Source organism: Rarobacter faecitabidus (assembly GCF_006716265.1).
Classification (GTDB): Bacteria; Actinomycetota; Actinomycetes; order Actinomycetales; family Cellulomonadaceae; genus Rarobacter; species Rarobacter faecitabidus.
In genome coordinates, this window is sequence record NZ_VFOS01000001.1 from 700,831 (window position 1) to 725,184 (window position 24,354).

A 24,354-nucleotide genomic window follows, 5' to 3' on the forward strand; every position below is an offset into this window, starting at 1 on the left:
GCGCTGCATGCGCGTAGGTTCGCGGGCATGGTGATTGAGGACGAGCCCGCCCGCGCGCGGGCCACGCGGCACGAATGGCGCGACGCGGATGCCGACGAGGCGTCTCGGTGGGCGACCCGAGATGAGGATTCGCGCGAAGGAGGCGACTGGACAGCGCGCGAATCGCGGGCGGCCGGCGCGGGCCGCGACGATGACGAGCATTGGCGACGCGGTGAGACGAATGCGGCCGCGCTTGGATCCAGATGGTCCCTGACCAGGGTGTCACTGCTGGCCTTCCTCGTCGTCGTGGCCGTGAGCGTGGCCGTGGCCTGGTGGTCGTCGCGCCCCGCGGATCCCGTGGCCATCTTCGGGGTGCAGGCGGATGCGGGAGGGGTAACAGATGGCGGAGCGCCTTCGGATGGGCAAGTGCTTGCGACGGGATCAGGCATGCCAGGCGACGGCGCATCCGCGGTCAGTGACGGCGCGGCGCCCGTTCCCGCCGGGTCAGCGCCGGACGAGGAGCTCGTCGACCTCGCCGCCGATCCTGCGACGGTGGTGGTGCACGTTGTGGGTCAGGTCAAGCACCCCGGCGTGGTGCGGCTCACGCGTGGGGCGCGTGGAGCGGATGCGGTCGCGGCAGTCGGAGGACTCAAAGCGAATGCCGATGCGACGGCGGTGAACCTTGCGGCGCTCGTCAGCGACGGCCAGCAATTGGTGATACCGAAACGCGGGAAGGGCGGATCCTCCGGGCCAGTGGTTGATCCGGCCGGTCCGACGGCTCTCGACAGCAGCGCCGGGACGCAGCCGGCCGATGGCGGTTCGGCAAGCGCCTCCCTGGTCAACCTCAACAGTGCGAGCGCCACCGAACTCGAGAGTCTTCCCGGCATCGGCCCCGCATTGGCGGAGCGCATCGTCGCGTGGCGAACCGCGCAGGGCCCGTTTACGTCCATCGAGCAGTTGACTCAGGTCTCGGGTATCGGTTCGGCTAGGTTCGGCGCACTGCGAGACCTGGTGACGCTGTGAGCGAGGATTGGCGGACCGCCAGGTGGCACGACGCCCGACTGGTGCCCGCTGCTCTGGCAGCTTGGGTTGCCAGTGCGCTATTCGATGGTCTGCCGTCGCTGTCGCGTTTCGCCGCGGTGACGGCGCTCATTGCGTTGCTCGCCGCAGTGATGTGCGCGTTAGGCCGCCGACTGCGAGGGGCGGGAGGGGAACTCGGCCCGGGACGGAAGCGTGGCGCCGGAGAATCGCGTGGCGTTCGAGGGAACCACGGCCAAGAAAGAATCCGTGGCGCCGGAGGAAAGCGCGGCGCGTTGCCGCGAAGGTCGACCCGAACGAGTGACGCCCCATCGTTCACGAGCGGTGCGCCGCTCAGACCGACTGCGCGTTCGCCCACGGGCCAGGACGACGGGCGGAATGGTCGCCTGCCCGCTCGCCGGTACCAGTTCGCAGCCGTCGCGCTGGTAGTCGGCGCGGTGAGCGCCCTGGCCGCGTGGCGAGCCGACCCGGGCCTGGACACCGCATGCGGGGGTGCGGCGGGCAATGGCACGATCGCCGCACTCGTTCAACTTATGAGTGAACCTAAACCGTATGGAGCCGCCGAACCCGGCACCGAGCCGCGTTGGTGGGCTCAGGCGAGGATCCACGGGATCGCACGTCCTCCGAGCGAGGCCGCGAGCGATGTTCCGGAGACGTCGAACATCGACGACTGGTTCATGCCGCGCGCATCGGTCAACTCGACCATCTTCGCGAGGGGAGAGGCTCCGCACTGGGCTGAATACGCTTTGGTTACCGGAACGGCCACGGGGTCAACGGGGCGAGCGTGCGACATTCTGCGGGTCAGTCGCCTTCACGTCGTCAGGTCCGCACCGAGGTGGGCGCGATGGGCCGACCCCGTGCGCGCGGCTACACGGGAAATCTCGCAAGCACTCTCACCTGCTGGGGCCGGACTGGTTCCGGGAGTCGCGGTGGGTGATACGGCCAACCTCCCTGCGGAACTCGCCGAATCGATGCGCGTAGCCGGCCTTACTCACCTCACCGCCGTGTCCGGTGCACACTTCGCCATTTTGAGCGCGCTCGCCTGGAACCTGCTCGGCTATGCCCGATTGTCCGGCCGAATCCGCGGCGTGTTGATCCTCACCTTGATCGGTGTGCTGGTGGTTCTGGTGCGGCCCGAACCCTCCGTTGTTCGGGCCGCGGCCATGGCGCTCATCGCCGTCGTCGGAATCATGCTAGGTCGACGTTCGTCGCCCATTCCTGCGCTAGCGGTCGGCGTGATTGCGCTGCTGATGCTTGCGCCCGAGTTGTCACTGAGCAGCGGGTTCGCCCTGTCGGTGGCGGCCACTAGCGGCCTCGTGCTGATCGCGCCCCTCGTCGAGGCTCGTTTGCTCTGGCTGCCCGCTGTGATCCGGTCGCACCTCGCGCTGGCGCTCAGCGCCCAAGTCGCCTGCGCGCCGTTGATCGTCCTGCTTTCACCGAACCTCCTCGGATGGGCGGTCGTCGCCAACGTGATCGTCGCGCCGGTCGTCCCCGCCTTGACATTGTTCGGTGCGGTCGTGGTGCTGACCGCGGTTAGTGCGCCCGGGATAGCGCGAGTTGCCGCGTGGCTGGCAGACTGGTGCGCCCGATGGATCGCGCTGGTTGCCGATGCGGCAGCGGGCGCACCGGGCGCCGAACTGGCATGGTTGCCAGGCGTGACCGGCGCGGCGCTCATGGCCGCCACGAGCGCTGCTTTCGTCATCATCGTCGTGCGCGCCGGGGATGCACGCTGGTACGCAGCGGCGTATCTGCGGCCGTTGTATCTCGCCCGTCGCCACTTGCGCGCCGTGCGGCGGAGCCGGGTAGGCGGCGGCAGCCGGGTCCGGGCGGGATACTCGCGCACGCGCACTCTCGTGCCGCGAGGCGTGGATAGTACTGCCGGTCTGCGCGCAAGAGCGCGGCGAAGGCCCTGATCGGCCGGTCTGCGCGCCGGTCAGGAGGCGCACGGGGAGGGCGACATCGAGGGATCACACCGCCGCCCGAAGAGCCGGTGACGATAGACTCGGGCTTGCTGACTGATCACGCTTCGCGTCGCGGTGACGCGCGTGACGCGGCGCACGACATGAGTGAGGAAGGGGCGGTACACGGTGGCGACAGAGTCGGAACTCGCTCCGATCACGCTTATCCAAGGCGCTGAATCCGTGCTCGTGGAGCGGGCCGAGCACGCCATTCGTGAAGCGGCGCTCGACCGCCATCCGTCCATGGAGCGCACGAGCGTAGACGCGGCTGGCTACACGGCTGGCACCCTCGCCGCGCTCGCCAGCCCGTCTCTCTTCGCGGAGCCCCGTTACATCGTCATCGACGAACTCCAGGCGGCACCCGACGAACTCATCAGCGACGCCCTGCGCTACCTGGCCGCCCCGGAACCGGACGTCTACCTCGTCCTGATCCATCGCGGCGGCGTGCGAGGCAAGAAACTGCTCGACGCCATGAAGAAGGCGGGTGTCCCAAAGCTCGCTTGCGATCCGCTCAAGAAGGACGCCGACAAGCTTGCCTTCGTGATGCACGAGTTCAAGACGGCCAAGCGGCGTGCCACCACGGAAGCCGCCGAGGCGCTGGTGAACGCGGTCGGCTCCGATCTTCGCGAACTCGCTGCGGCGTGCACTCAGCTCATCTCGGATTCCGAAGGAATGATCGACGTCACGCAGGTGGATCGATACTACGGCGGTCGCGTCGAGGTCAGTTCGTTTCGCGTGGCCGATGCTGCGGTCGCGGGCCGGTCCCAAGAGGCCATCGTCGCGTTGCGACACGCATTCGCGACCGGTGCGGATCCCGTCCCCCTCATTGCCACGCTGGCGATGAAACTCCGGACGCTCGCGCTGGTCGCGGGACACAACGGTAGCCCAGCCGCTGCCGCCAAGGAACTGGGCATGGCGCCATGGCAGGTCGAGCGGGCCCGCAAAGACCTGCGGGGATGGACGCCGCAGGCACTGGCATCGGCCATCATTGCCACGGCCGCAGCCGACGCCGACGTGAAGGGGGCCGCCCGCGACCCTCACTTTGCCGTGGAGCGGGCCGTTCTCACGATCGCCACGCGCGGCTGAGGATGATTGCTTTCACGCGGCACGGGGCGCTCTGGCGCGAGCTGCCGCACGGGAATCCGTCTGCGCGCACGGCGAACTGCCGTACCGGGATTGGACCGCGCCGGATTCGATTCCTTCGATTCCGCTGGGGATCGCCCGCGTGGTGACCGTCCGGCCAGTGAACGCCCGCACGTAGACCGCCGCACTGGCCGTGCGAGGGGATCGCCCGCACCGGGATCGGCGCAGCCAGATACGAACCTGAACTAACGAAAAAGCGGTGGGCGCCGCGTTCACGAGAACGCGGCGCCCACCGGCAAACCTGATGTTGGCAGTCAGCCTCACACGTTGTTGACAGACTTCGCGAGCGCCGACTTGCGGTTCGCGGCCTGGTTCGCGTGGATGACACCCTTCGAGACGGCCTTGTCGAGCTTGCGTGAGGCGTCGGTCAGGGCCGCTGCCGCAGCATCCTTGTCGCCGGACTCGACCGCCGCGTGCACCTTGCGCACGTAGGTCTTGAGCTCGGACTTGACGGCCTTGTTGCGCAGGCGCGCCTTCTCGTTGGTCTTGATCCGCTTGATCTGGGACTTGATGTTCGCCACTTTGGAACTCTCTTGGTTTGTTCGCCGAAGCGAGCTGATTAGGTCAGTGAAGGCTCTTCCGGCTCCGGGACTGGGGTGGGGAACCCGTGGAGAGGAGACGGCGATGTGCCCACTGACCCAGCGGGCACACAAAGAAGAATCCTATCACGACCGCGGGTGAGCACGGCAACGCCTCCGACCGCAGTCGATACCGTGGGTCAGTTGGGTCAGTCGGGATGCCCCGGTTGCTCCTCGCCTGAGCAGCGCGCGGCCCGCGCGCGGACGTCCCTGCCTGGGGCTCCTCGTCCGTGATCGGCGGCTATGGCCGTGAGTTCGTGCCCGCGCGGCGCCGACGGGAGGGCGGGGTCGTGTGCCCTCGCGGCGCCGATGGCACGGGGGAGTCCGGCTCCGCGCAGCACCGCTGGAAGGGCGTGGTCACGCCCGCACAGCGCCGTCGGCGATTTCGGGCCATATGCGGTGAAATCTGTCCGCCACAAGTCCGTTACATTGCGTGAGTACGGTGACCCCATGCGCGAGACGTTTGAGGACTACGACCTTGGCATCGCCTGGGATGAGATGTTCAGCCAGGACGGCCGACCCCATCGCGCCAGCGTGCCCGTCTACCGGACGTTGGCGGGACTGTCCAAGGAGGAGATACAGGCCCGCGCCGACGCCCTGGCCCGCAGTTATCTCGACCAGGGCGTCACCTTCGACTTCGCAGGCGAGGAACGTCCCTTTCCGCTGGATGCGGTTCCGAGGGTGATCGACACCGCGGAGTGGCGCACGGTCGAGCAGGGCGTCGCCCAGCGCGTCCAGGCGCTCGAGGCCTTCCTGGACGATGTCTACGGGCAGCAACAGGTCATCCGCGACGGCGTTGTCCCGCGGGCGGTCATCCAGACGTGCGCCGAGTTCCAGCGGGAGGCCATGGGCATCGGTCCTGCGAACGGCGTGCGCGCCCACGTCTCGGGCATCGACCTCATCCGCGACGAGCAGGGCAACTTCCGGGTGCTGGAGGACAACGTCCGCATTCCCTCGGGAGTGTCCTACGTCATCTCCAACCGCCGGGCGATGGCGCAGTCCTTCCCGGAGCTCTTTGCGCGGTTGCGAATCCGTCCCGTCGACACGTACCCCAGCCACCTCCTTCAGGCGCTGATGAAGGCGGCACCGGCGTCGGCGAGCGCCGATCCCACGGTCGTGGTCCTGACGCCGGGCGTCTACAACTCGGCCTATTTCGAGCACTCTCTGCTCGCCCGGCTCATGGGCGTCGAGCTCGTCGAGGGCTCGGATCTGTTCGTCGCGTCGAATCACGTGTGGATGCGCACCACGGAGGGCCGGCGCCGCGTTGACGTCATCTATCGCCGGGTGGACGACAGTTTCCTCGACCCCGTCCACTTCCGGGCCGATTCGGTCCTCGGAGTTCCGGGCATCCTCAACGTCGCCCGGCGCGGAAACGTGACGATCGCGAACTCGGTCGGCAACGGAGTCGCCGACGACAAACTCGTCTACACGTACGTCCCCGACCTGATCCGCTACTACCTGTCGGAGGATCCGATCCTGCCCAACGTCGACACGTGGCGACTGCAGGAACCCGAGGCGCTGGCCGAGGTCGTGGACCGGCTCGATGAACTCGTGGTCAAGCCGGTCGACGGCTCGGGCGGCAAGGGCATCGTCGTAGGGCCGGCGGCGAGCAGGGCGGAGTTGGACGAGTTACGAGCCAAGCTCGTGCAGGATCCACGCGGTTGGATCGCCCAGCCGGTGGTCCAGTTGTCGACGGCGCCGACCTGGGTCGACGGTCAGTTGGCACCGCGCCACATCGACCTTCGGCCGTTCGCCGTCAACGACGGCGACAAGGTGTGGGTGCTTCCGGGCGGATTGACCCGGGTGGCGCTGCCCAAGGGGCAACTGGTGGTCAACTCGTCCCAGGGCGGCGGATCCAAGGACACGTGGGTGCTGGGTGCGGGCCGCGCGACCGCTTCACCGGCGGCGGAGACCGCAGCTGCGGCGACGCCGCTCGGCACGGTTCCCCTCACCCAGAACCCGAACGACCTCGACTCGTCGAAGTTCGAGCTGAGCCAGCAGCAACAGCAGCAGGAACAATAGGCCGGGAGGCGCTGATGCTAAGTCGGATCGCTGAATCCTTGTTCTGGATCGGCCGCTACGTGGAGCGAGCGGATGACACCGCCCGCATCCTCGACGTCCACATCCAATTGCTCTCGGAAAACCCGTGGGCGGAGGAGGACCAGGCCTGCAGATCGCTCCTGAAGATCATGGACCGACCCGCCGCGGAGGACGGCACGCTCGTGGCGCGAGTCGACATGCTCGACGTCCTCGCGCACGATCGGGTCAATCCATCGTCCATCGCCGGTGCGCTGATCGCCGCGCGGGAGAATGCACGGCGCGCTCGCGAGACCATCTCGACCGAGTTATGGGAGTGCCTGAACACGACGCGCAACGTGGTGCTCGACAAGAATCGCCACCTCTCGCCGCACAACTATTTCTCGTGGGTACGCGGGCGCGCGGCCATGGTCGCGGGCATCCAGGACTCCGGCACGAGCCGGGACGACACGTGGCTGTTCATGATTCTCGGGCGCTCTATCGAGCGCGCCGACATGACGGCGCGACTCATCACGGCCCAGGCGCACCTGGGGTCTTCGGGCCCGGGCTGGACGACGCTACTGCGCTCGTGCGGCGCCTACGAGGCCTTCCTGCGCGCCTACCGCGGGCGCGCGGGGGACGAGCAGGCGGCGGCATTCCTCGTCCTCGATCGGCTCTTCCCGCGCTCGATCGTCCATGCGCTCAGCCTGGCGGAGGAATGCCTACGTGCGCTGGACTCGGACGAGGGCCGCAGCGGTGTGACGGACGAGGCGCTTCGCGAGCTGGCGCTGGCCCGCGTCGCCCTCGAATACGGCAAGCCCGATAGCCTGATGGCGGCGCTCCCGGAGGCCATGGACAAGGTGCAGCGCGCATGTTCGGCTGCGTCACAGGCCGTCAAGAAGAGGTACTTTCCCGCCGAGGGAGCCGTGGAATGGGTCGAGGAGGGGCTATGAGCCGGTACGAGGTGGTCCACACGAACGCGTTCCGCTACCAGGCACCCGTCAGGGCGTCGTACAACGAGGCGAGGATGACGCCTTCGCAGGGACGGGGCCAGCGGCTGATCGACTTCGAGCTAGACATCGACCCCGCCACATCTCGCTACGAGTACACCGACTACTGGGGGACGCGTGTCACCTCGTTCGAGGTGCTGCGCCCTCACTCGCAGCTCAGCATCGTGGGCCGTAGCGTAGTGGAGACCGCAGTCATCGACATCGCGCAGCGATCCGATGCGACGTGGGGCGATCTGCGGGACGAGGCGCAGCGCGATCGCATGTCGGGCTACCTGATGACCTCGGCCGCGACGGAGGTGCCGGGCGAGGTGTGCGAAGTCGCGCGGTCCTACGCCGATGTCGAGGAACCCGACAGCGCGGCGGTTTCGATCTCCCTGGCACTTCGTGACGAAATGGAGTACGTGCCCGGCGTGACCACCGCGCATACACTCGCGACCGAGGCGTGGCATGTTCGCAAGGGGGTCTGCCAGGACATCGCACAGCTCACGGTGGGGGCGTTGCGATCGGTGGGGATTCCCGCGCTGTACGTCTCGGGATACTACGATCCGCGCGACGGGGCCGATCTGGACGGCGCCACGGTGATCGGCCAGTCGCATGCGTGGGTGGAGTGGTGGGCCGGTTCCTGGCGCGCGTTCGATCCCACCAACCGCGCGCCCGTGGGTGATCGCTACATCGTCATCGGCCGGGGCCGGGAGTACGCGGACGTTCCGCCGTTCAAGGGCGTGTACACCGGTGGCGGGACGAGTGCGCTCGACGTCAGCGTGGCCATGACGAGGCGCAACTAGTACCAGCCCTGGGACTTTTGTGCGGGTCGCCCGCCGCCTTCGGCGCATAGATTGAACTAGGCGATGCCGCCGACTTTCTACAGACGCAAAGGTGCCGCGATGGCGGATCCTCGGGGATTCTTGGTTTCTCGTGCCCGCGAGATTCCAGCAGATCGTTCGGTCGACGAACGAGTACGGGACTGGGACGAGGTGCGGGCGTGCCTGCCTCTCACGGTCGAGGATCGCTCGGTCGCAGCCCGTCAGGCCGGCCGGTGCATGGATTGCGGCGTGCCGTTCTGCCACTTCTCCTGCCCGCTCGGAAACCTCGTCCCGGACTGGAATGACCTCGCACGCCAGGAGCACTGGGGCGACGCCAGCGAGCGTCTCCACGCCACCAACAACTTCCCCGAGATCACCGGGCGATTGTGCCCGGCGCTCTGCGAGTCCGCGTGCGTCCTGTCCATAACCGATCCGGCGGTGACGATCCGCAACATCGAACTCACGATCGCGGAGGAGGCCTTCGCTCGCGGCGTGATCCAGGCTCAGCCGGCGCAGGCCCATTCGGCGAAGCGAGTCGCCGTCGTCGGCTCGGGACCCGCTGGCTTGGCGGCGGCCCAGCAACTCACGCGGAGCGGACACAGCGTGGCAGTGTTCGAGAAGGCGGACGCGCCGGGCGGATTGCTGCGCTATGGGATTCCCGAATTCAAGATGTCGGCAGCCGTCGTGGATCGCCGAGTCGAGCAGATGCGCCAGGAGGGGACGGCGTTCCACCTAGGGGTTGACGTCGGCGTCGACGTTACTCCGGACGAACTACGCGACCGGTTCGATGCTGTCATCATCGCCGCCGGGTCGACGGTGCCGCGCGACATGCAGGTACCGGGGCGCGACCTACGCGGCGTGATCCAGGCGATGGACTACCTGGTGCCCGCGACCAGGAGGGTGCACGGCCTGCCGAACGAGGAACTCTGGGATGCTCGAGGGCAGCGCGTTGTCGTGATCGGCGGCGGCGATACCGGTTCGGACTGCGTCGGGACGGCAGTGCGGCAGGGCGCCGCTTCGATCACCCAGCTGGAGATCATGCCGAAGCCGCCGAAAAGTCGTGCCGCGCATCAGCCCTGGCCTGTTCACCCGCAGGTTTACAAGGTGACCAGCTCTCACCAGGAGGGCGGCGAACGCCTGTATCGGTTGGCCACTTCGGCGTTTGAGTCCACAGACGGCGAGCGCGTGTCCGGCGTGGTCCTGGACGAGGTCGCGTTCGCGGACGGCCGATTCGCGCCGACGAGTGCGGACGCGTTGCGGCTCGACGCCGACCTGGTGATCCTCGCCATGGGCTTTGTCGGCGTCCCGGCGGACGAGTTCGCGCGCTGGGGTCTCCCGGTCGATGAACGCGGGCGAATCGAACGGGACGAGGCCTTCACAACCTGCCAGGAGGGCGTGTTCGTCGCGGGCGACGCGGGCCGCGGGCAATCGCTCATCGTCTGGGCGATCGCCGAGGGCAGGTCGGTGGCGGCGGCGGTGGACGAGTACCTCTCCGGCGACACCCAACTGCACCGCCCCATCACGGCTCACACGCAGTCGATGACGGCCTAACCTCATCACTCGCGCCACCGGACCTCGCACACCTCGCCGCACCCACTGTCTATACGGGGCCGCGCCCGCTGCCCCTAGGGGGTGAGGGGAAGTGCGGCGAACCGGCGTGCGGCCTCCTCGTCGCCGGCGACCGAGATCCCGGACGAATCAATGGGTAGCCGCCGCCACAGCAGAAGCGCAAGCGATTCCGCCGTGCCGCTGATCTCGGCTTCGGGAACCTGATCCGGACGAGCGGACCAGGTCCAGTTGTCACCCGTGTCTATCGCTGACAGGCGGAGTGCGCCGAATGCGTCCGGCATGCGCCCGAGTCGAACCTGACGCGGGGCCATCACAGTGAGCACCTCGTCCGCGCAGTCGGCCCACATGGTCGCAGTTACCGCGTGGATTGGCGCTCCCGAGCAGTTGGCTAGATCCCACAGGTGGATGAGCGTCTCGTGCACCTGCCGGCGATGCCAAAACCCCGCGGGACCAGGGCCGACCAAGGTGAGCGCGGGCGCGGCAGGGTCGATCGTGGCGATGGACTCGGTCAGCATGCCCGCGGCACCGCGATAGAACCGGTCGATTACCGGCCTGGACCGCGGCCGCACCGGATCGTCCATAGCGAGGTCGACGCCGAGCATCATTGCGGCAGCCCAGATGTGCACGCCGCCGAGATGCAGGGCGAGGTCGGCCACGCGCCAGGGCGCGCAGGTCGTCACCGGGGTCTCCGGGTCCGTGGTTTCGAGTAGCCCGGCGAATTCCGCCTGCAACCGCGTCAGGATCTCCGGATAGTCGGCGGCGCGAGGTGGCATGTGGCCATTGTCGGTCGCTGCCTGCTCGTTGCCAAGCCCGTCGGCGGGATACGACACCGCATCGCCTCCTCATCCGCACCGAGGGTCGGCCATGGGACAATGGTGGATCGCGGGCATGCCGACGCGCACCTGACAACTCGTTCCCTTATGCATCTGAGAGCCTCAATCACTGTGTCACCTATTCCGAGCCAGGCCGCTAGCCAGCGGATTCGACCGGCGGCGACAGCGCCAGAGCTTTTGCGCAACTTCTGCATCATCGCCCACATCGACCACGGCAAGTCGACTCTCGCCGACCGCATGCTGCAGTTGACCGGCGTCGTCGAGGCAAGGGCGATGCGCGCCCAGTACCTCGACCGGATGGACATCGAGCGCGAGCGCGGCATCACGATCAAGTCGCAGGCCGTTCGCATGCCCTGGGCTTACATCGGCGAGGACGGCGTCGAGCAGCCCTTCGCGCTCAACATGATCGACACTCCGGGCCACGTCGACTTCACCTACGAGGTCTCGCGCTCGCTCGCGGCCTGTGAGGGAGCGGTCCTGCTTGTGGACGCGGCGCAGGGCATCGAGGCGCAGACGCTGGCCAACCTGTACCTCGCACTCGACAACGATCTCGAGATCATTCCGGTACTCAACAAGATCGACCTGCCCGCCGCGCAGCCCGAGAAGTACGCCGAGGAGATCGCCGGGCTGGTCGGCGTCGACCCGAGCGACGTGCTCAAAGTTTCCGGCAAAACCGGCCAGGGCGTCGGCGAACTGCTGGACCGGATCGTCCAACGAGTGCCCGCCCCGGTGGGTGACCCCGATGCCCCGAGCCGGGCCATGATCTTCGACTCCGTCTACGACACGTTCCGCGGGGTGGTGACGTACGTCCGGGTGGTCGATGGCGCCCTCAATCCGCGCGAGCGCATCTCGATGATGTCGACTCGCGCCACCCACGAACTCCTGGAAATCGGCGTCATCTCGCCGGAACCGATCCCGACCACAGGGCTCGGTGTGGGCGAGGTCGGTTACCTGATCACCGGCGTGAAGGACGTCCGCCAATCGAAGGTCGGTGACACCGTCACGTCGCTGCACAATGGCGCGACCGAGGCGCTCTCGGGATACTCCGATCCGAAGCCGATGGTGTTCTCCGGCCTGTATCCGATCGACGGCTCGGACTATCCGGTGCTGCGCGACGCGCTCGACAAACTCAAACTCAACGACGCGGCCCTCAACTACGAGCCGGAGACGTCGGTCGCGCTGGGCTTCGGTTTCCGCGTCGGCTTCCTCGGCCTGCTGCACCTTGAGATCGTGCGCGAGCGCCTTGATCGCGAGTTCGGCCTCGACCTCATCTCCACCGCGCCGAACGTCATCTACGACGTGGTGCAGGAGGACGGCAGCGAGGTGCACGTCACGAACCCGAGCGAGTTCCCGGGCGGCAAGATCAAGGAGGTCCGCGAGCCGATCGTGCGGGCCACCATCCTCGCGCCCAGTGAGTTCATCGGGGCGATCATGGAGCTCTGCCAGACGCGCCGCGGCGACCTGCTCGGCATGGACTACCTCTCCGCCGACCGCGTGGAGATGCGCTACACGCTGCCGCTAGCGGAGATCGTGTTCGACTTCTTCGATCACCTGAAGTCCAAGACCCGCGGTTATGCCTCGCTCGACTACGAGCCGTCGGGCGAGCAGGTGGCCGACCTCGTGAAGGTCGATATCCTGCTCCAGGGGGAGCAGGTCGATGCGTTCAGTGCGATCGTGCACAAGGACAAGGCCTATGCGTACGGCGTCATGATGACGTCGAAGCTGAAGGACCTCATCCCGCGTCAGCAGTTCGAGGTCCCGATCCAGGCGGCGGTCGGATCGCGCGTGATCGCCCGCGAGACGATCCGCGCCATTCGCAAGGACGTCCTGGCAAAGTGCTACGGCGGCGACATCTCGCGCAAGCGCAAGCTGCTCGAGAAGCAGAAGGAGGGCAAGAAGCGCATGAAGACGATCGGTCGCGTCGACGTGCCACAGGAGGCCTTCATTGCGGCGCTCTCCTCCGAGCAGTCAACGAAGGATTCCAAGGAATCCAAGAAGAAGTGACCCTGCTTCCTCATGGCTCCTGACCTGCCTCAGGGCGATGCGGTTCCCAGCGAGGGCCCGCTCGCCGGAGCGCGCGCTCCTGCCGGATCGTCGCCGTTCTCCGCATACGTGCACGTGCCGTTCTGCCGGGTGCGCTGCGGATACTGCGATTTCAACACGTACACCGCCACGGAACTGGGCGGGGGCGGCGACCAGGCGAACTACGCCGCGACGGCCGCACGTGAGATCGATCTGGCTCGTCGGCAACTCGATGAAGCGGGCTTTGCGCCGCGCGCACTCGAGACCGTGTTCTTCGGGGGCGGCACGCCGACGATCCTGCCGGCGGCCGACCTCGCCGCGATCCTGCATTCGCTGCGAGCCTCGTGGGATTTGGCGCCCGGCGCCGAGGTGACCACGGAGGCCAATCCCGATTCGGTGGACGAGGCCTACCTCGCGACCCTGGCCGATGCCGGATTCACGCGAGTCTCGTTCGGCATGCAGTCGGCCGTTCCGCACGTGCTCCATACGCTAGAGCGCACGCACGACCCCGAACGCATCCCGAAAGTCGTGACGTGGGCCAAGGAGGCTGGCCTACAAGTTTCGCTCGACCTGATCTACGGCACCCCCGGCGAATCGCTGACGGACTGGCTCACGAGCGTGACGGCGGCGATCGAGTGCGATCCCGATCACGTATCCGCCTATGCGCTGACAGTCGAGCCGGGCACGAAGCTCGCGGTCCAGGTCCGTCGCGGCGATGTTCCCTTGCCGGACCCCGACGATCAGGCCGACAAGTACGAGGCCGTCGACGACGCGCTGTCCGCGGCCGGCTTCCAGTGGTACGAGATTTCCAACTGGGCCAAGGCGTCGGGCGGGGAGGATGCCATGTGCCGCCACAACCTCGCCTACTGGCGTGGTTACGACTGGTGGGGCATCGGCCCGGGAGCGCACTCCCACCTCACCGCGGTCTATGCGGGCGCCGATTCCCGGCCCCAGTCGCTACGCTGGTGGAACGTCAAGCACCCGCGAACATACGCGACGCACCTAGAACGCGGGCGCGGCGCGGCGGCGGGCCGCGAATGGATCGGCTCTCAGTCGCGCGAGCTGGAGACGATCATGCTGGGCATCCGGCTACGCGAAGGGCTGCCGATCGACGCCGTGGCACACGAGAACCGGCGAGAGGTCGCGGGCCTCATCGCCCGCGGCCTGATGGACGGCCCCGCTGCGATCGGCGGGCGTCTCGTCCTCACCCGGCAAGGCCGGCTGCTGGCCGACGGGATCGTCGATCAGCTCACGTCGTGACATGTTCGCCGCGATGACATGTGCAGTTCGGTAATGCTCCCTATCATGGTGCAGTCGTGGGAAGTGGTGGACGGATCGTAATGGCGAAGCAGCAGCGGGTGTCACCCGACGTTTTCGCGACCCGGATAGCCGGTCTCGATGCACTGCGTGCCCTAGCAGTCGTCCTCGTTTTCGTCTATCACCTGGCACCGCAAACTTTTCCCGGCGGCTTCCTCGGGGTTGACGTCTTCTTCGTCGTCTCCGGCTTCCTGATCACCGGACTCCTCATCCGCCGCTGGCGAACTGAGCGCTCGTTCGAGGTCGTGGACTTCTGGCGGCGGCGAGCCCGGCGCCTGCTACCCGCACTGTTCGCAGTGGTGGGGCTCGCGACGGCCGTGGCTGGTGCGGTGGGCGACGATATCCTCGTCGGCATCCGCACGCAGGTGCTCGGCGCCGTGACCTTCACGTCGAACTGGCTTTACATCGCCGCCGGCTCGTCCTACGCGAGCGGACTCCATCCCGACCTCTTCACGCACCTGTGGTCGCTCGCCGTCGAGGAGCAGTTCTACCTGATCTGGCCGCTGGCGCTGGCCCTGTTGCTCGCGTTCGCCCCGCGCCTGGCCCGGCGACGGGGATGGGGACGATTGATCCCTGCCCGCCCCATGGCAGTCATCCTCGCGCTCTGCCTCGCATTGGGAGCGGCCTCGGCGATCTCAATGGCCGTGATGGCGCAGCCGGATGGCGACCCGTCGCGGGTCTACTACGGGACGGATACGCATCTGATCGGATTGATGCTCGGCGGTGCCCTGGCCGCTGCAGTATCGAGCGGGGCGGGCGCCCGGTTCCTGGGCCGGGTGCGTGGCACGCGTGGGGCGCGGCTCGCGGGCGTACTCATGCTGGCCGTGGGAGTCTGCATCGTGTGCGCGCTCGCGGCCACCCTGCAATGGAATGCCGCGGCCACCTACGACTACGGCATTACGGCGGCGAGCGCGGCAACCGCGGTCATTCTGCTGGGAATCCTGTGCATTCCTGGGGCGGCTCAGCGCGCAGAGAGGGGTGGCCTGGCCTGGGTGGGCACTCGGTCCTACGGTCTCTACCTGTTCCACTGGCCTGTCATCGTGGTGCTCTACTACGCCGCGCCGAACCTGTCATCGTGGCTGCGGATGCCCATCGTCATCGCCGTGACCGTAACACTGGCGGGGCTGTCATATCGGTACCTTGAGCAGCCCGTGCGCAGGCTCGGCTTCCGCATGACAGCGCGCGGTGCGCTACGGGCCCTGGGCCCGGCGGCTCCGGCACGGATGCGTGCAACGGTGGCGACCGGCGCGCTGGTCGCGTTGATCGCCGTCGCTGGAACCGCTCATGCCGTAGTGCGCCCCGCTCAGACCACTGCCCTCGACCGCCAGCTCTCGGCCGGTGCGGAGCTGCTGGCGGAACTGGACGAATCGGCCGATCTCGAACTGCTCTCGGACGACGACATGGATGACTCGTCCGAACCCGAGACCGTACCCGCCCAGCCGGTGGTGCCTGATCAGCCCGCCGAGCCGGCGGGGCCCGGAGCGGACGCAGCCAAACTCACCGCGCCGAACCCATCCGGGGCGAACGTCACGATCATCGGCGATTCGGTGACGATCGCATCGGCCAAGTCGATCGCCAAGGAACTTCCCAAGGTCGCGGTCAGCGCTGCGGTCGGCAGAAGCCTGGCGGACGCTATCGAGATCGTTCCCAAGCTTCGCAAGAGAAACAAACTGCGCCCCTACCTCGTCCTCGCTTTGGGTACGAACTCGACAGTGGACAGCCGTCAACTGTCGAAACTCATGGCGGAGATCGGTCCGGACCATGCGGTAGTGCTCGTGACCGGGCATGCGGATCGCAGCTGGATCAAGCCGACAAACAAGGTGCTGCGTGCCGCACCGAAGAAGTACCCGAACGTCGTCGTCGCGGACTGGGACAAGGTGGCAGCGAAGAACACGAAGATATTCGGCGCGGATGGCATCCACCCGAAGCCCGCCCGTACGGGCGTGTACGCCAAGGCGATCGTGGCGGCGCTTCAGGAGGCCCAGCGGGTGTTTCCCGTCGCAGGAGGCAAGTGATGGACCGATACGGCCAGGACATTCTCTCGGGGGGCAGCGCCCACCACCGCAGGCCTGTCACTTCCAAGAAAGTGCCAGCGGCCCGGGGCCTCGTGGTGGAGGAGGTCACGACGGGCTGGGTCGGCGCGATCCTCCGCGTGGAGAAGTCAGGGGGCCAGCGCGTCGTCGTCCTCGAGGACGCCCGCGGGCGCAGGCGTACCTTCCCGATGGGCCCGGGCTTCTGGATCGACGGCAAGCCGGTCGAACTCGTGCCGGTACTGGCGGCGCCGGTGAACGTCCGGCCCGTCGTCACGGCTTCCGGGTCGGTCGCGGTGCACGACGCACCGGATCGCGTGGCGCAGCCCAGCCGCATCTGGGTGGAGGGAGCGCACGACGCCGAGCTGATCGAGAAGATCTGGGGCGACGATCTTCGCATCGAGGGCGTCGTCGTCGAGTTACTGCACGGTGTCGACAACCTCGAAGAGGTCCTTTCCGTCGTACGCCCCACGCGCGAGTCGCGGATCGGCGTGCTCGTGGATCACCTCGTCGCCGGATCCAAGGAGGACCGCGCCGTGAGCCGGGTGCGGTCGCAGTGGCCCGCTGATGCGCTGCTGATCGTGGGGCACCCGTTCGTTGACGTGTGGCAGGCGATCAAACCTGAGGTCGCAGGGCTCCGGAACTGGCCGGCGGTGCCGCGGAGCATGGAGTGGAAGCGCGGGATACTGGCCGCGCTGGGACGCCCGAACACGACGCAGGAGGACGTGGCGCTGGGGTGGAAAGGGCTCCTTGGCCGCGTGCACTCGTACAAGGATCTCGAACCCGAACTACTCGGGCCTGTGGAAAACCTCATCGACTTCGTCACTATCGACCCGGTTACCGCGTAGAATTAGCACTCGTAGGGTTGGAGTGCTGATCCGCGTGGCGACGCGGATCGCGTTGTCGCGGGAGGTGACATGTCTGACGGACAGCAGCGCAGTTCGACGCAGGATCGCCGGGCAAGCGTCCTGCGTGCGGTCATCGAGCACTACGTCGCCACGCGCGAGCCGGTCGGCTCCAAGTCCGTCGCCGAGAGTTACCACTTGGGGGTGTCGTCCGCGACCATCCGCAACGACATGGCGATCCTCGAGGACGAGGGCTACATCGCGCAACCACACACCTCGGCCGGGCGCATCCCAACCGACAAGGGATACCGGCTGTTCGTCGACCGGCTGGCCACCGTGAAGCCCATGTCGGCGTCCGAGCGCCGGGCAGTCGAGACGTTCATCGGCGGTGGCGTTGACCTGGACGACGTAATCCTGCGGGCAAGCCAACTCCTCGCGCAGCTCACCGGTCAGCTAGCCGTGGTGCAGTACCCTTCGCTGCGGCACTCCGGACTGCGCCATCTCGAACTCGTCCAACTCGACGAACGCGCCGTGCTCGTCGTCATCATCACGGACACGGGCAGGGTGGAGCAGCGTCGGGTCACGCTCGACCTGACCGTGGACGAGGCCTCCCTCGGCGAACTGCGGGCGCGGCTCAACAAGGCCGCCGACGGGCGGCGAGTGGGCGATCTCGGAGAGGCCTTCGATACCGCCGTGGCGCAAACCGCTCCCGAATACTCGGCGATCGCCCGGCGCCTCGCGGATCTCGTCCTGGATACGCTCGGCGAGGAACGCGAGGAACGAATAGTCACTGCCGGGACGGCGAACCTCGTCACGCCGCACATGGGCTTCGAGACCAGCCTCGGCCCGATGCTGGAGGCCCTAGAGGAGCAGGTCGTGCTCCTGCGGTTGTTCCACGAGATGGCCGCCGACACCACGCCGGTCTCGGTGAGGATCGGCAGCGAGACGCAGGTCGACGCGCTGGCGGGTGCCTCCGTCGTCACCTCCGGCTACGGCAACGGCCCAGACCTGGTCGCCACCATCAGCGCCATCGGCCCCACGCGCATGAACTACCCCGCGACGATCAGCGCGGTACGGGCGATCGCCCGGTACCTGTCGCGCATCGTCGCGCCCTGATACCACCCACACATCACGCCACTTCAGGAAAGAACCCACGTGACTGATTACTACGCTGTACTCGGCGTCGCGCGCGACGCTTCGCCCGAGGAGATCAAGAAGGCCTACCGCAAGCTCGCCCGCGAACTACACCCGGATGTCGCAGGCGAAGAATCGGCGGACAGGTTCAAGGAGGTCTCGCACGCCTACGAGGTCTTGTCGAACGCGCAGAAGCGCGAGCAGTACGACATGGGCGTGGATCCCAGCCAGCCAGGTGGGGGAGCTGCCGGATTCGGCTTCCAGGACATCTTTGAGAGCTTCTTCGGCGGTGGCCGTCCCCAGGGGCCCGTGCCACGCGTCCGCCGCGGGGACGACGCCCTCAAGGAGATCGTGGTGGAACTACGCGACGCCGTGTTCGGCGCGAACCGCGAGATCAAGGTGCAGACGGCAGTCCTTTGTGACACCTGCAACGGTTCGTGCTGCGCTCCGGGTACCTCCCCCCAGACGTGCACGACCTGCCAGGGGCGCGGCACCGTCAACCGCATGGCCCGGTCGATCCTCGGCCAGGTCATGACGAGCGCCCCGTGCGCCGTATGCCACGGCCACGGCACCGTCATTCCATCGCCGTGCGTCGAATGCGGAGGCCAGGGACGCGTGCGGTCGGTGCGGGCCATCACCGTCGAGATCCCGGCGGGCGTGGAGACCGGCAACCGCGTTCGCCTGCGCGGTCAGGGCGAGGTGGGGCCCGGCGGCGGCCCGTCCGGCGACCTCTACCTGGAGATCCGAGTGCGCGCAGACGACACTTTCACGCGCAACGGCGATGACCTGCACTGCACGGTCAGCCTGCCCATGACGGCCGCGGCACTGGGCACCATGATCGAGATCGAGACGTTCGATGGCCTCCAGAGCCTCGACATCCCGCCGGGCACGCAGCCGGACGAGGTGCTCACCCTCGATGGTCTGGGCGTGGGCAGGCTGCAGGCGTCAGGCCGAGGGGACCTCAACGTGCACGTGGAGGTTGAGATCGCCGAGGACCTCACCCCCGAACAGACGGAACTCCTGCAGCAACTCGCCAGCCTTCGCGGCGAGGAGCGCCCGGCAGCGCGGATGCATTCGACCTCGCGCGGCGTGTTCTCGCGCTTGCGCGAAAAGCTCGCAGGACGCCCGTGAGCGCATCCGTATTCGTCGTCACGCCCCAGGTCGCCCGCGCGGCCAGGGTCGGTGGAACCGTGCCTGTCGACGGGCCGGAGGGACGGCACGCAGCCCAGGTGCAGCGCCTCGCGCCAGGCGAACCCATCGAGCTCGTGGACGGCGCGGGAACGCGCATCACGGGGCACGTCGATCAGACGAGCGGCAAGTCCCTGACGGTTCGGGTATCCGAGGTCGTCACCGAGCCTGAACCCGCCGTGCGCTTCACCCTCGTGCAGGCGCTCGCGAAGGGCGACCGCGACGACCTGGCCATCCAGACCGCCACCGAACTGGGCGTGTCTGGCGTCGTGCCATGGCAGGCCCGCAACTGCGTGGTCAAGTGGCGCGGCGAGCGCGCGGGCAAGGCGCACGCCAAGTGGCGCGAGGGCCTCATATCGGCGAGCAAGCAGTCCCGCCGTAGCTGGCATCCCGCGCTTGGTGAGTTGGTGGTCGGCAATGCGCTCGCGCAGCGGATCCAGCAAGTCGTGGCCGATGGCGGCGTAGTCCTCGTCCTCGATGCTGACGCGCCACGGTCTCTGGCCGACGTGCCCAAGCCGGTCGCCCCAGGGGCGCAGGTGTGGCTCGTCGTCGGTCCCGAGGGCGGTATCGACCCCAGCGAACTGGCCGAGTTCGCCGCCGCGGGCGCGCAATCTGCACACCTCGGGCCGCATGTCCTGCGCACATCGACGGCTGGTCCTGCGGCGCTCAGCGCCCTCAGTGTCGTGTGGGGCTTGTGGGGACGACGCGATAGGCTCGACGCATGACTTCAGCAACCTCGAATTCCGACTGCATCTTCTGCCGCATCGTCGCGGGCGATCTGCCGTCGACCATCGTGGCTGAGACGGACAGCGCCGTCGCGTTCAACGACATAGACCCGCAGGCGCCCGTGCACGTGCTCGTCGTGCCCAAGAAGCACTACGGCGATGTGGCGCAGGTGGCAGCCGCCGATCCGGAACTGCTCGCCGACATCGTCTCGCTCGCGGACCAGGTCGCCGGAACGCTGGCCGACGGTCAGTTCCGGCTCATCTTCAACTCGGGACCGCGCGCCGGACAGAGCGTGTTCCATGTGCATGCGCACGTGCTGGCCGGTGCGCAATTGGGCTGGTCTCCCGCGTGAGTGAACCGGCATCCCTGCGCACCCATCGCGTCATCGTGCCCACGGCCATCGACATGGCCGCGCTGGTCGGCCCTGCAGACGAGGTGCTGCGGGTTATCGAGGCGGGCTTCCCCGCCGCCGACATTCACGTTCGCGGGAACGAGATCACCATATCCGGTCCGCACTCGCAGTCGGTCATGGTCACGCGGCTCTTGGACGAGTTGATCGAACTGCTGCAACTCGGAGTTGAGCTGAACGCCGATGTCGTGCGGCGGTCGATCGAGATGCTGGCGGACGCGACGCCTAGCCGCCCGGCGGACGTCATGAGCGTCGACATCGTCAGCAATCGCGGGCGTAGCGTTCGCCCCAAGACCGTCGGACAGCGCGCCTACGTCGATTCCATCGACGCGAATACGATCACGTTCGGCATCGGCCCCGCAGGGACCGGAAAGACCTACCTGGCCGTGGCGAAAGCCGTTCAGGCGTGGCAGGCCAAGCAGGTGTCCAGGATCGTGCTGACGCGGCCCGCGGTCGAGGCCGGGGAGCGACTCGGTTACCTGCCCGGCTCGCTCAGCGAGAAGATCGACCCGTACCTGCGGCCGCTCTACGACGCGATGAGGGACATGCTGGAGCCGGACCTGCTGCCGCGGCTCATCGAATCCGGCACGGTCGACGTGGTGCCGCTCGCCTACATGCGCGGACGCACCCTCAACGACGCTTTCATCATCCTCGACGAAGCGCAGAACACCTCGATGGAGCAGCTCAAGATGTTCCTGACCCGCCTGGGATTCGGCTCGAAGATGGTTATCACCGGCGATATCACGCAGGTGGACCTGCCCGGCGGCGTGACATCTGGCCTGCGGGTCATCGAGGACATCCTCGTGGGCGTGGACGACGTGGCGTTCTGCCACCTCGGGTCGGCCGATGTGGTGCGCCACCGACTGGTAGCGGACATCATCGACGCGTACGGAAGGTGGGACGTCGTTCGCGGCCCGCACTCCGAGCGAACCCAGCGAACGAGGAGATAAGCACGTGGGCATCGAGGTTAACAACGAGTCCGGCTACGAGGTGGACGAGGCCGAGTTCGCGGCGCTGGCGAAGTTCGTGATGGACGAGATGCACCTGCATCCGCGCACCGAACTGTCAATCCTCTTCGTCGAGGTCGAACCCATGACCGAATTGCATGTCGCCTGGATGGACGAGCCCGGCCCGACGGACGTGCTGAGTTTCCCCATGGACGAGTTGCGGCCCGGTCGCGTCGACGATCCCGCACCGGAGGGGTTGCTGGGCGATGTCGTGCTCTGCCCCGAGGTTGCCGCGCGACAGGCGGCGACCTCGGGACACTCGACGACGGAGGAACTCCTGCTACTGACCACCCATGGCATCCTGCATCTCCTGGGATACGACCACGCGGAGCCCGAGGAAGAGCGGGAGATGTTCGCGCTGCAGCGAAAGTTGCTGCTCACCTTCCTCGCGGGCCGGTGACCGGTGGGAACCGCACCGATTGAACTGCTCTTCCTCCTCGCGCTCGCGGGCAACGTGCTTGCCGCCCTGCTGAGTGCGGGGGAGGCAGCGACGTTGCGCGCCTCCAGATCCCAGGTCGCCGACCTGATCGCGCGCAAGCCGAACGCTGAGGCACGGTTGAACCGCATCTCGGCCGATCCGCAGCGCACCGCCTCGGCGGCCGCACTGGTGCGAGTCATCTCCGAGACCATCGCAGCGGTTTGCCTCACGGTTGCGATCGGCGCCCTCGTTGACGCATGGTGGCTGGTTCTGATCATCGCCTCGGGCGTGTCCATCGTCATCGCGCTTCTGCTGGTTCGGGTCAGTCCGAGGACTATCGGACGGAACCGACCTGGTAGCACGCTGGGGTGGGCAAGTGGGCTGCTCTCGGCGACCCTGCGAATCGCCAGGCTGGCACCGTGGGCCGTCGCGACCAGGCCGACCGCGCGCGAGGAGGGGCCAAGCGGTGCGATCGTCGATATGGTCGACCGGGCCGAGGAATCGGGCGTGATAGAGGCTGACGAGCGGAAGATGCTCCAGTCCGTCGTAGAGCTGTCGCATACCCTCACGCGTGAGGTGATGGTCCCGCGCACCGACATGATCTCGATCAACGAGCAGGAAACGCTGCGTAAGGGGCTCAGGTTGTTCCTGAGATCGGGCTATTCGCGCGTGCCCGTTATCGGCGAGTCCACTGACGACATGCTCGGCGTGCTGTACTTCAAGGATCTCGTGCGAGTGATAGAGGCTGCCGGCCTGGGCCGCGAGAGCGTCGCGCTGGGCCGCAAGGTCGGAGAGGTCATGCGACCGGCCATGTTCGTCCCGGAGTCCAAACCGGTCGACTCTCTGCTGCGCGAATTCCAGGCCGCGTCCTCTCACGTGGCGCTCGTCGTCGACGAATACGGCGGAATCGCCGGGCTCGTCACGATCGAGGACGCGATCGAGGAGATCGTGGGCGAACTCACGGACGAGCACGATACCGCCGCCCCCGAAATCGAGGACCTGGGAGGCGACACGTTCCGCGTCCCGGCGCGGTGCCCGTTGGACGAGCTCGGCTCGCTGTTCGGCATCGAGATCGACGATGACGACGTCGATACGGTCAGCGGACTACTCGCCAAACTGATCGGGCGCGTCCCGTTGCCCGGCGCGCAGGCAGAGATCAACGGGGTTCAGCTCACCGCCGAACGCTCGGAGGGCCGCCGAAAGCGGCTCGCGACGGTTATCGCGTCTAGAGTTCGCCAGGATGAACCTGCCGCCGCAGCGGCCACCAATGCAGACGGACAGGAGAACGGACGTGACTAATGCTCATTTCAAATCGGGGTTTGCGTGCCTGGTAGGGCGGCCCAATGCTGGCAAATCGACGCTGACCAATGCGCTCGTGGGGCAGAAGGTGGCGATCACCTCCGGTCGTCCGCAAACGACGCGCCACACCGTCCGCGGCATTATCACGCGCGAGGATGCGCAACTCATCCTGATCGACACTCCGGGGCTGCACCGGCCTCGGACGCTCCTGGGTGAGCGCCTCAACACGCTCGTGAGCGATACGCTCGCGGAAGTGGATGTGATCGTCTTCTGCCTGCCAGCGGACCAGCGGATCGGTCCGGGTGACAGGTACATTGCCGCGCAACTGGCCGGCGTCACCGGCGGGCGTCGCGGACCGAGGGTCGTTGCCGTTGCCACCAAGTCCGACCTGGTGGCGCCGGAGCGGCTGGCCGAGCATCTCATCGAGATTTCCGAGCTTGGCAGCTGGGAGCAGATCGTTCCCGTCAGCGCGACGGGGGGATACCAGGTCGATCACCTTGCCGACGTGCTCGTCAAGGAACTACCCGAAGGTCCGATGCTCTATCCCGAGGGAGAGTTGACGGACGAGCCCGAGGCAGTCATGGTCGCCGAGTTGGTCCGCGAGGCCGCGCTTGAGGGAGTCCGGGACGAGTTGCCCCACTCGCTCGCAGTGGTCGTCGAGGAGATGGGCCTCCGCGATGGCCGCGACGAGTCTCATCGCCTCGTGGACATCCACGCGATCATCTACGTCGAGCGGCCATCGCAGAAGGCCATAATCATCGGAAAGAGTGGTTCGCGGCTGCGTAGCGTCGGCACCAAGGCGCGCGTCGAGATCGAGCGGCTACTGGGCGATAGGGTCTACCTCGACTTGCACGTCAAGGTGGCCAAGGACTGGCAGCGCGATCCGAAGCAACTCGCAAAACTCGGGTTTTAGCAGGTCCCGCTCCTTAGCGTTCGTCCGGCAGGCGGGACGCTGGAATGCGAATTCGGCCGAAGCGTGGCAGTCTCGTGCTCTGAGCCGAACCCGCTCACGACGGTGGTCGCATACGTAAG

Annotated in this window: 22 protein-coding genes; 19 read left to right on the forward strand and 3 right to left on the reverse strand. The window is 67.3% G+C overall.

Annotation, left to right across the window (positions count from 1 at the left end; translation table 11 throughout):
• Window positions 1-27 precede the first annotated feature (27 nt).
• Window positions 28-1,002: a ComEA family DNA-binding protein gene (locus FB461_RS03165; protein WP_170222590.1), complete on the forward strand. Its 975-nt coding sequence runs from the start codon at window positions 28-30 to the stop codon at window positions 1,000-1,002.
• Between the two features lie 607 nt (window positions 1,003-1,609).
• Here the strand turns inward: FB461_RS03165 and FB461_RS11945 are convergent.
• Window positions 1,610-1,810, reverse strand: coding sequence for a hypothetical protein (locus FB461_RS11945; protein ID WP_170222591.1), 201 nt, complete (start codon window positions 1,808-1,810; stop codon window positions 1,610-1,612).
• Window positions 1,811-1,946: 136 nt separating this feature from the next.
• Between FB461_RS11945 and FB461_RS11950 the strand changes: the two genes are divergently transcribed.
• Together FB461_RS11950 and holA are read left to right on the forward strand one after the other, a co-directional pair.
• Window positions 1,947-2,930: a ComEC/Rec2 family competence protein gene (locus tag FB461_RS11950; RefSeq protein WP_170222592.1), complete on the forward strand. Its 984-nt coding sequence runs from the start codon at window positions 1,947-1,949 to the stop codon at window positions 2,928-2,930.
• A 174-nt stretch (window positions 2,931-3,104) separates the two neighbouring features.
• On the forward strand, window positions 3,105-4,061 hold the full coding sequence (gene holA / locus FB461_RS03175; protein WP_246045988.1) for a DNA polymerase III subunit delta: 957 nt from the start codon (window positions 3,105-3,107) through the stop codon (window positions 4,059-4,061).
• Between the two features lie 317 nt (window positions 4,062-4,378).
• Here the strand turns inward: holA and rpsT are convergent, their stop codons facing one another.
• Window positions 4,379-4,639 carry a 30S ribosomal protein S20 gene (gene rpsT, locus FB461_RS03180; protein ID WP_142118904.1) on the reverse strand — a complete coding sequence of 87 codons (261 nt, stop codon included), beginning with the start codon at window positions 4,637-4,639 and terminating at the stop codon, window positions 4,379-4,381.
• Window positions 4,640-5,146: 507 nt separating this feature from the next.
• Between rpsT and FB461_RS03185 the strand changes: the two genes are divergently transcribed.
• The 4 genes from FB461_RS03185 (at window position 5,147) to FB461_RS03200 (ending at window position 10,076) form a co-directional block, all read left to right on the forward strand.
• Window positions 5,147-6,718, forward strand: coding sequence for a circularly permuted type 2 ATP-grasp protein (locus tag FB461_RS03185; RefSeq protein WP_170222593.1), 1,572 nt, complete (start codon window positions 5,147-5,149; stop codon window positions 6,716-6,718).
• A gap of 14 nt (window positions 6,719-6,732) precedes the next feature.
• Entirely contained in the window at window positions 6,733-7,665 is a 933-nt protein-coding gene (locus FB461_RS03190) for an alpha-E domain-containing protein (RefSeq protein ID WP_142120703.1), read from the forward strand.
• Window positions 7,662-8,507, forward strand: coding sequence for a transglutaminase family protein (locus FB461_RS03195; RefSeq protein ID WP_142118906.1), 846 nt, complete (start codon window positions 7,662-7,664; stop codon window positions 8,505-8,507). The genes FB461_RS03190 and FB461_RS03195 overlap by 4 nt, the downstream gene beginning before the upstream one ends.
• A 99-nt stretch (window positions 8,508-8,606) precedes the next feature.
• Window positions 8,607-10,076: a glutamate synthase subunit beta gene (locus FB461_RS03200; RefSeq protein ID WP_142118908.1), complete on the forward strand. Its 1,470-nt coding sequence runs from the start codon at window positions 8,607-8,609 to the stop codon at window positions 10,074-10,076.
• Between the two features lie 74 nt (window positions 10,077-10,150).
• Here FB461_RS03200 and FB461_RS03205 read toward each other — a convergent pair whose 3' ends face one another.
• Window positions 10,151-10,924: a maleylpyruvate isomerase family mycothiol-dependent enzyme gene (locus FB461_RS03205; protein WP_142118910.1), complete on the reverse strand. Its 774-nt coding sequence runs from the start codon at window positions 10,922-10,924 to the stop codon at window positions 10,151-10,153.
• A 114-nt stretch (window positions 10,925-11,038) separates the two neighbouring features.
• Here FB461_RS03205 and lepA point away from each other — a divergent pair, with 114 nt between their 5' ends.
• From lepA to era, 12 genes are all read left to right on the forward strand, one after another.
• Complete coding sequence (gene lepA, locus FB461_RS03210) at window positions 11,039-12,931, forward strand: translation elongation factor 4 (protein ID WP_246045989.1); 1,893 nt, start codon at window positions 11,039-11,041, stop codon at window positions 12,929-12,931.
• Window positions 12,932-12,943: 12 nt separating this feature from the next.
• Window positions 12,944-14,209, forward strand: a complete 1,266-nt coding sequence (gene hemW, locus FB461_RS03215) for a radical SAM family heme chaperone HemW (RefSeq protein ID WP_142118914.1) — start codon at window positions 12,944-12,946, stop codon at window positions 14,207-14,209.
• A gap of 80 nt (window positions 14,210-14,289) precedes the next feature.
• Window positions 14,290-16,281 (forward strand): acyltransferase family protein, encoded by a 1,992-nt coding sequence (locus FB461_RS03220; protein WP_142118916.1) that lies wholly within the window; start codon window positions 14,290-14,292, stop codon window positions 16,279-16,281.
• The gene (locus FB461_RS03225; RefSeq protein ID WP_142118918.1) at window positions 16,281-17,144 is read left to right on the forward strand and encodes a DUF3097 family protein; all 864 of its coding nucleotides are present in this window, start codon (window positions 16,281-16,283) and stop codon (window positions 17,142-17,144) included. The genes FB461_RS03220 and FB461_RS03225 overlap by 1 nt, the downstream gene beginning before the upstream one ends.
• A 69-nt stretch (window positions 17,145-17,213) precedes the next feature.
• Window positions 17,214-18,257 carry a heat-inducible transcriptional repressor HrcA gene (gene hrcA, locus FB461_RS03230; protein ID WP_142118920.1) on the forward strand — a complete coding sequence of 348 codons (1,044 nt, stop codon included), beginning with the start codon at window positions 17,214-17,216 and terminating at the stop codon, window positions 18,255-18,257.
• 39 nt (window positions 18,258-18,296) lie between these two features.
• Complete coding sequence (gene dnaJ, locus FB461_RS03235) at window positions 18,297-19,406, forward strand: molecular chaperone DnaJ (RefSeq protein WP_142118922.1); 1,110 nt, start codon at window positions 18,297-18,299, stop codon at window positions 19,404-19,406.
• On the forward strand, window positions 19,403-20,188 hold the full coding sequence (locus FB461_RS03240) for a 16S rRNA (uracil(1498)-N(3))-methyltransferase (protein WP_142118924.1): 786 nt from the start codon (window positions 19,403-19,405) through the stop codon (window positions 20,186-20,188). Before dnaJ ends, FB461_RS03240 begins: the two co-directional genes overlap by 4 nt.
• A complete protein-coding gene (locus FB461_RS03245; RefSeq protein ID WP_142118926.1) occupies window positions 20,185-20,541 on the forward strand; it encodes a histidine triad nucleotide-binding protein in 357 nt (118 codons plus the stop codon). The genes FB461_RS03240 and FB461_RS03245 overlap by 4 nt, the downstream gene beginning before the upstream one ends.
• Before the next feature lie 53 nt (window positions 20,542-20,594).
• Complete coding sequence (locus tag FB461_RS03250) at window positions 20,595-21,548, forward strand: PhoH family protein (RefSeq protein WP_142120705.1); 954 nt, start codon at window positions 20,595-20,597, stop codon at window positions 21,546-21,548.
• Between the two features lie 4 nt (window positions 21,549-21,552).
• Window positions 21,553-22,005 (forward strand): rRNA maturation RNase YbeY, encoded by a 453-nt coding sequence (gene ybeY / locus FB461_RS03255; protein ID WP_142118928.1) that lies wholly within the window; start codon window positions 21,553-21,555, stop codon window positions 22,003-22,005.
• A 3-nt stretch (window positions 22,006-22,008) separates the two neighbouring features.
• A complete protein-coding gene (locus FB461_RS03260; RefSeq protein WP_142118930.1) occupies window positions 22,009-23,322 on the forward strand; it encodes a hemolysin family protein in 1,314 nt (437 codons plus the stop codon).
• Window positions 23,291-24,235 carry a GTPase Era gene (gene era / locus FB461_RS03265; protein WP_142120707.1) on the forward strand — a complete coding sequence of 315 codons (945 nt, stop codon included), beginning with the start codon at window positions 23,291-23,293 and terminating at the stop codon, window positions 24,233-24,235. The genes FB461_RS03260 and era overlap by 32 nt, the downstream gene beginning before the upstream one ends.
• Window positions 24,236-24,354 lie beyond the last annotated feature (119 nt).